The 6484-nt window shown below is 64.3% G+C and carries 4 protein-coding genes; 2 read left to right on the top strand and 2 right to left on the bottom strand.

All coding sequences use genetic code 11. The annotated features are described in order from the left end of the window. Window positions 1-521: 521 nt before the first annotated feature. Window positions 522-1181, bottom strand: coding sequence for a helix-turn-helix domain-containing protein (locus BM113_RS18020; protein ID WP_089789412.1), 660 nt, complete (start codon window positions 1179-1181; stop codon window positions 522-524). A gap of 913 nt (window positions 1182-2094) precedes the next feature. On the opposite strand from BM113_RS18020, the gene BM113_RS18015 reads away from it, so the two are divergent. Next, entirely contained in the window at window positions 2095-5385 is a 3291-nt protein-coding gene (locus BM113_RS18015; RefSeq protein ID WP_089789411.1) for an MMPL family transporter, read from the top strand. Beyond that, a complete protein-coding gene (locus BM113_RS18010) occupies window positions 5382-6164 on the top strand; it encodes a TrmB family transcriptional regulator (RefSeq protein WP_089789410.1) in 783 nt (260 codons plus the stop codon). Before BM113_RS18015 ends, BM113_RS18010 begins: the two co-directional genes overlap by 4 nt. Here the strand turns inward: BM113_RS18010 and BM113_RS18005 are convergent. Then, on the bottom strand, window positions 6145-6477 hold the full coding sequence (locus BM113_RS18005) for a DUF5658 family protein (protein ID WP_245758098.1): 333 nt from the start codon (window positions 6475-6477) through the stop codon (window positions 6145-6147). The two genes, BM113_RS18010 and BM113_RS18005, sit on opposite strands and share 20 nt — an antisense overlap. Window positions 6478-6484: the final 7 nt, after the last annotated feature.

Genomic DNA, 6484 nt, shown 5'->3' with positions numbered 1-6484 from the left:
GTCGCCAGCGGTGGTTTGTTCGGACAGCAGCGTTTCCATAGGTGAAACTCCCACCGCTCGGGATTCCTCCGCGTTCACGCGGAGGAGGATGTCAATCGAATTGTTACGTGAAATCACTCCCCAGTACAGGTGAGTGATGGCGCACGACAATTTGTGACCTCTCCGATATCTGCCAGATGCGGCGTGCTAAATAGAGGGTGGATGCAGCACGATACCTTTGCGGTTTCCTTCGATTCCTGAGTAGCCCGGTGTCTCTCAAAGTCAGTCAACTCAATCTTCACGGGGATCGGTACTGCTCGCCTTTTCGACGATCTCAAACTCCGATGAACCACATTGGCACCCGTTTCTTATCCCGATCGGTTGAATCGTCCCGTCCGGCCATTCCTTCGCCGCATAGGCCGCTCCGCAATCGAGACATTTGGCGATCGTCCGTTCGCTCTCCCCGTCGGGCATTCTCACTACTTTTTCGACGGGTAGCTGCCTCAACTCTACTTTTGATTATACAACATAGTTTAAGTAGGTCATCGATCCGAATCCTCCGTTTCGGGAAGTGTATTCTCGAGCACATGTTTCGTCCCACGGCGGAGCCGAGACGCGACGGCCTGCTGGGAGATTCCGAGTTCGTCGCCGAGTTCTTCCATCGTCACTTCCCGCGGCGATTCGAAATACCCACGCTCGTAGGCGAGTACCAGCGCCTCTTGCTGTGGCTCAGTGAGTGCTGCCTCGGTTTTAGTCTCGACCGGCGTCAGTGCGTGCAGTTCCGTCAGCGTGACCGGGATGTCCAACTCTCGACACCGAGAATGAAAGGTTGCAACATCGCTTCGAGTGTCCCCGCGAATGTCGAACGTCCACTGCTGACTCGTGCCCGTCGCCTTGATGAGCGGGATGTCTGCCTCGGTCAGTACACTCAGCACGTCGTTGTATTCGAGTGACCACTTGACACGCAGGAGATACTCATTCTCAACGGAATCGACGAGTTGGATGTGTTTCACGCCCGGGTGGTCAGAAAACGCTCCCTCAATGTCCTCAACTTCCGTTCCCCGAACCCAGAAGTAGGGGATCACCACGTCACGCGACGGGATCAGTCGCTCGAGTTCGACCGTTACGTCTGGTAGTTGTGCGAACACGGTGCCGAGGGGGAACTGGTCGGCTGGAACGGTGAAGGTCGCCTCAGACGCCATTACTCGAACGATGTCGCGCTGGCTGTAAAAACCTCCCAGAGAGCAGTATAGCGGGGCCGAACGACTCCGCCAATTCGCTCGTGATAGCACCCGACTTGCTCACTACGTATCGTGTATTGAGCGATCACCACCTTCCCAAATTGGACTGAAACTCAGTGCCACTTTCGCGACTTGTATTCAGCAAGACTTGATCGAACTACGTACTGTTGTCAAGAGGAGCGTGCTGAATACAGAGTATAGATTCAGCACCAGTTTCCGCGCGAGCGAAGCGAGCGCGGTTCTCGGGCGGCGAGGCCGAAGGCCGAGCAGCCCGCCTTTTTCATCGAAGTTTTTGCGCGAGTGGTTCGCCTCCGGCGAACCCGACGCGGAAAAAGTTCGCGCTCTGTATTCAGCACGACTCAGTCAACTGCCGCGGGCGCGGTGGCCCGTGGCTTGTCAGTGGACTCACCGCGTCGTACCCGAAGGGCTTTCGGGCGTTCACGGGTCGGTATCCCTGACTTCGGGGCCGGTTGACTGCGGCCCGTAGCCGGCGACAACTGTGGGCCGCCGACCACTACCAATATATTGGGATACCAACCACTCAAAGATTGGTGTGGTGCGGCGAGTGTCGGCTTCAACCCCGCCCACAGTGGGGCGGGGAATCCGCCTTGGTCTTCATTTGAACAGTATCTGAAACTGATAAAATGCTGCCGCCCACGTTTCACGCGTAGTTGCCGACGCCTGTTCCAATTCCAGAATCGAGACCGGGTAAAGAACCTCCGCTACTGTCCACTGTTACGCGGCGACCCGTCGCGAACCGTGACGTTCACGATAATATAAGTATCCTAATACGTTTACGCGAGCGGCGTTTGTAGGATCATAACAACAGCATGGTCGCCACGAACAACCCGCGTCGCTCGAGGGAGGCGGTCGAATGAGCTTCCCGGAGCGACTCGCAGGCGTCGTCACGAACCGTTCCCGAACCGTCTTCGTCGTCCTTCTTTTGGCCACCGCGCTGGTCGGCGCGGGAGCACCGATGGTCGACGACGACTCCTCGCTCGAGCAGTTCGAGACCGATTCGCCCGAGGCCGAGGCGATGGAGGAGATCGACGACCGGTTCGTCGCCAGCGAGGAGGAGAACACGACCGGCGTCCAGTTGATAAATCGGGAAGGGAACGTCCTCACCCGCGAGTCGTTACTCGAGTCCCTCGAATTCCAGCAGGAGATCAGGAACAACGAGTCGATAAACGAAACGCTCGTCGACGAGGAGCCGATCACCGGCGTCGAGAACCTCGTCGCGATCACGGCGATCACCAACGAGGAGATCGAGGACCTCGAGGAACGCGGAGAGGACCTCGAGGAACGTGGCGAGGAACTCGAAGAACGCAGCGCAGACCTCGAGGAACGTGGCGAGGAACTCGGACAGCGACAGGCCGAACTCGAAGAACGCAGCGCGGAACTCGAAGCCGGAATCGACGAGGCTCGGGACCTCCAGCGCGAGTACGAGCAACTGAACGAGACCTACGACGAGGACGACCCCGAGTACCAGCAGGGCGTCGCCGAGATCGAAGCCGAGTACGAGACGCTGCTCGAGGAGGTCACTGCCAGCGCCGACCTCGACGACGAACGGACGGCCGAGTACGAGGCGTTCGCCGATCAGGCTCGAGAGATCGAGTCGCAACTGTACGAGATCGAGCAGTCGGCCGACGACCCCGAGTCGGTGCCCGAGTACGGGGAACTGAACGAGCAACTCGAGGGCGTCTACGCCGGCGCGACGACCGGGATTCTCGAGGACGAGTACGCGGCCCTCGAGGAGGACTCCGAGCAACTGGAAGCGGACCAGGAGCAACTCGAGGAGGACTTCGAGGCGTTCGAAGCGGACCAGGAAGCCCTCGAGGACGACTGGCAGGAACTCGAGGAGGACGACGGGCGACCGCCGCTCGAAGAGCAGATCGAGACCCTCGAAGAGATCGACGACGAGGCGTTCGAGGACGCGCTCGAGGAGACGCTCTCCGACGACGACGATGGGGGCGCGGGGCTGGCCTTCATGCCCTCCGACTACGACCCCGGCTCGACCGAGGCCGACGCCCGGATGACCTCGATCACTCAGGAGACCGCCGGCGAGGGGCTCGAGATGGGCGCGGCCGCCGACAGCGACGAGGGGGTCGTCCAGGCCCAACTCGACCTGCGGGAACTGGCGACGGCACACGACCACGACCAGATCGTCTTCGGCGCGGGCGTCATCACCGACGAGATCGACCGCTCGATGGGCGACAGCCTCGCGATCGTGAGTCCGCTCGCGCTGGCGTTCGTCGCCGCGGCGCTGCTGATCGCCTACCGGGACCCGCTGGACATCGCCCTCGGGCTGGTGGGGATCGTAGCAGTACTCGTCTGGACGTTCGGCTTCATGGGCTGGACCGGGATCGCGTTCAACCAGATGTTCGTCGCGGTGCCCGTCCTGTTGATCGGGCTTTCGATCGACTACGCGATCCACGTCTTCATGCGCCACCGGGAACAGCGGGAGACACAGCGCGAGTCCCACCGGTCCGCGGGACGCGATCCCGAAACCGGCTCGAGCGCGCTCCGGAGTTCGATGACGATCGCCCTCGCCGGCGTCGGCGTCGCCCTGGTCTGGGTTACCGCGACCACCGCGATCGGCTTCCTCGCGAACCTCGTCAGCCCGATCCAGCCCATCCGCGAGTTCGGCGTCGTCAGCGCCGTCGGGATCCTCGCCGCGCTCGTCGTCTTCGGCGGGCTGATCCCCGCCGCCAAGGTCGAGATCGACTCGCTGCTCGAGGACCGGGGCTACGACCGCCACAAGCGGGCGTTCGGGACCGGCGGCGGCCGGTTCAGTAGCGTCCTCTCGGCGGGGTCGGTTGCGGCGCGTCGGATCCCGCTCGTCCTCGTCGTGGCCGTCCTGTTGCTCACCGCTGGCGGCGTCTACGGCGCGAGCCAGGTCGACACCAGCTTCGAGGAGGAGGACTTCCTCGCGCAGAGTCCACCCGACTGGACCGAGAACCTGCCCGCGGCGATGGCGCCCGGCGAGTACCAGGCCGCCGACGACCTGGACTATATCAACGCCAACTTCCAGCGCCAGGACGCACAGGCTCAGATCCTCGTCGAGGGCGACGTGGCCGACGGCGACGTCCTCGAGGAACTCGATGCAGCCCGGGACGAGGCCGCGGACAGCCCCGTCGCGTACACGCTGGCGAACGGCGATGCGGACGTCCGCGGGCCGCTGTCGGTGATGGAGGAAACCGCGGCCCGAAACGAGTCGTTCAACGAGTCCTTCGAGGCCGCCGACACGACCGGCGACGGCGTCCCGGACGAGAACGTGACGGCGCTGTACGACGAACTGTTCGAGGCCAACGAGGACGGTGCACGCGACGTCCTCCACCGCACCGATGGCGGCGAGTACGATTCGGCTCGGCTGATCGTGGCCACCGACGGCGAGGCGACGTTCGCGGAGACGACCGACGAAATGCGCGCCATCGCGGCCGGGCTCGAGGACGGCGATGCCGGGGTCAGCGCCATCGCGACCGGCGACCCTATCGTCAACTACATCGTCGAACAGGACCTGTTCGACACCGTTCTTCAGAGTCTGCTGGTGACACTCGTCGCGGTCTTCCTCTTCCTGACCGCCGCCTACTGGCTGACGGGCAACAGCGCGACGCTCGGGACCGTCACCCTGTTGCCGGTCGCTTTCGCCACCAGCTGGATCCTGGGGACGATGTACCTCGTCGGGATGCCGTTCAACGTGCTGACCGGGATGATCACCAGCCTCACGATCGGGCTCGGCGTCGCCTACAGCATCCACGTCAGCGCCCGCTACACGCTCGAACTCGAGCGCCAGGGCAACGTCTGGTCGGCACTCGATACGACGGTTACCGGCACCGGCGGCGCGTTGCTCGGCAGTGCGGCGACGACCGTCGGCGGCTTCGGGACCCTCGCGTTCGCGATCCTGCCGGTGCTCCGCCAGTTCGGGATCATCACCGCGCTGACGATCACCTACGCGTTCCTGGCCAGCGTCGTCGTCCTGCCGGCGCTGCTTGTCTTCTGGACGCGGTACTTCGGGCCGGACGTCTCCTTCGACCGACGCCGGAGCCGGGAACCGACGACGGCGGCGAGCGACGGCGGGCTGGCGATCGAGGGGGGCGACGAACGGACGGACTCCGACGCCCGCGACGACGGGAACGAGGACGCCGACCGGGGTGATCGACGATGAGCGTCGACGAGAACGGGGCTATCGACGCCTTCGAACGGCTCGGGCTCACGAGCTACGAGGCCAAGGTCTTCATCGCGCTCCACCGACTCGGGTCCGGGACCGCGCGGGACGTCGCCCGGGTCGCCGACGTCCCGCGGTCACAGGTCTACAGCGTCGCCGAGAGCCTCGAGGCCCGGGGCCTGGTCGAAACCCAGCAGTCGAGCCCGATCCGTTACCGGCCGGTCAGCCTCGAGGAGGCCGAGGAGACGCTGCGCAACCGCTTCGAGCAGGAGCGGGAGCGCGCCTTCGAGTACGTCGACGAGGTCAAACGCGAGTCCAGCGGCGAGGAGACTCGAGAGGACATCTGGACCGTCCGGGGACGGGACCGTATCGACGACCGGGTCGTCGCCCTGCTTTCGGATGCCGAGGAACGGATCGTCTTCGGAACGCGGCTCCCCGAACTGTTCACGGACCCCATCGAGCGGGCACTCGAGGAGCGTTCGAGCGCCGGCGTCGCCGTCCTCGGTCTCACCCGCGAGGACCGAGTGCGCGAGCGACTCGAGGCCCTCGAGGGAGTCACGGTCGAGACGCCCTCGACCTTCCCGGAGACCGACCGACGGTCGGGCCGGATCGCCATCGCGGACGACGGCATCCTGCTGAGCGTGGTCGACGACGACGACGGCAGCGAGACGGCGATCTGGAGCTCCGGCTCGCTGTTCGCGTCGGTACTGATCCAGTTGATCGAGGCGGGCGAAGCGATCCCCGTCGACCCGTCTTCGTCTACCGAGGGGTCAGCATAGTCCGGACGTTGGTCGCGACGGCGTAGCCGCCGATCGCGGCGATGCCCGCCGGGATCGCGAACCGGAAACGGATCCCCAGTCCCTCGAGAGCGACGTAGGCCAGGTAGAACCCGCCCAGCAGGACGGCCTTGTACAGGCCGAAGAGGGCGACCCGCCACGCCGTCGGCGACTCGCCGAGCAGTCGTCGAACGAACGGCTGGCCCTCCTTCAGCCCCGCACGCAGCCCCACGGCAGTCGTGACGAGGTCGCCGACACCGTAGAGGACGATCGCGAGCAGCCACAGGCCCGCCGCCGTCGACGTCGCGGCCGACACCGACACG

The sequence above is a fragment of the Natronobacterium haloterrestre genome (genome assembly GCF_900112205.1).
Taxonomy (GTDB): domain Archaea; phylum Halobacteriota; class Halobacteria; order Halobacteriales; family Natrialbaceae; genus Natronobacterium; species Natronobacterium haloterrestre.
This window is presented reverse-complemented; position numbering and strand designations above follow the sequence as displayed.

Bases quoted from the DNA above. Each gene is read 5' to 3' on its own strand.
- BM113_RS18010 (WP_089789410.1), top strand. From the start codon at position 5,382: ATGAGCGTCGACGAGAACGGGGCTATCGACGCCTTCGAACGGCTCGGG.
- BM113_RS18015 (WP_089789411.1), top strand. From the start codon at position 2,095: ATGAGCTTCCCGGAGCGACTCGCAGGCGTCGTCACGAACCGTTCCCGA.
- BM113_RS18020 (WP_089789412.1), bottom strand. From the start codon at position 1,181: ATGGCGTCTGAGGCGACCTTCACCGTTCCAGCCGACCAGTTCCCCCTC.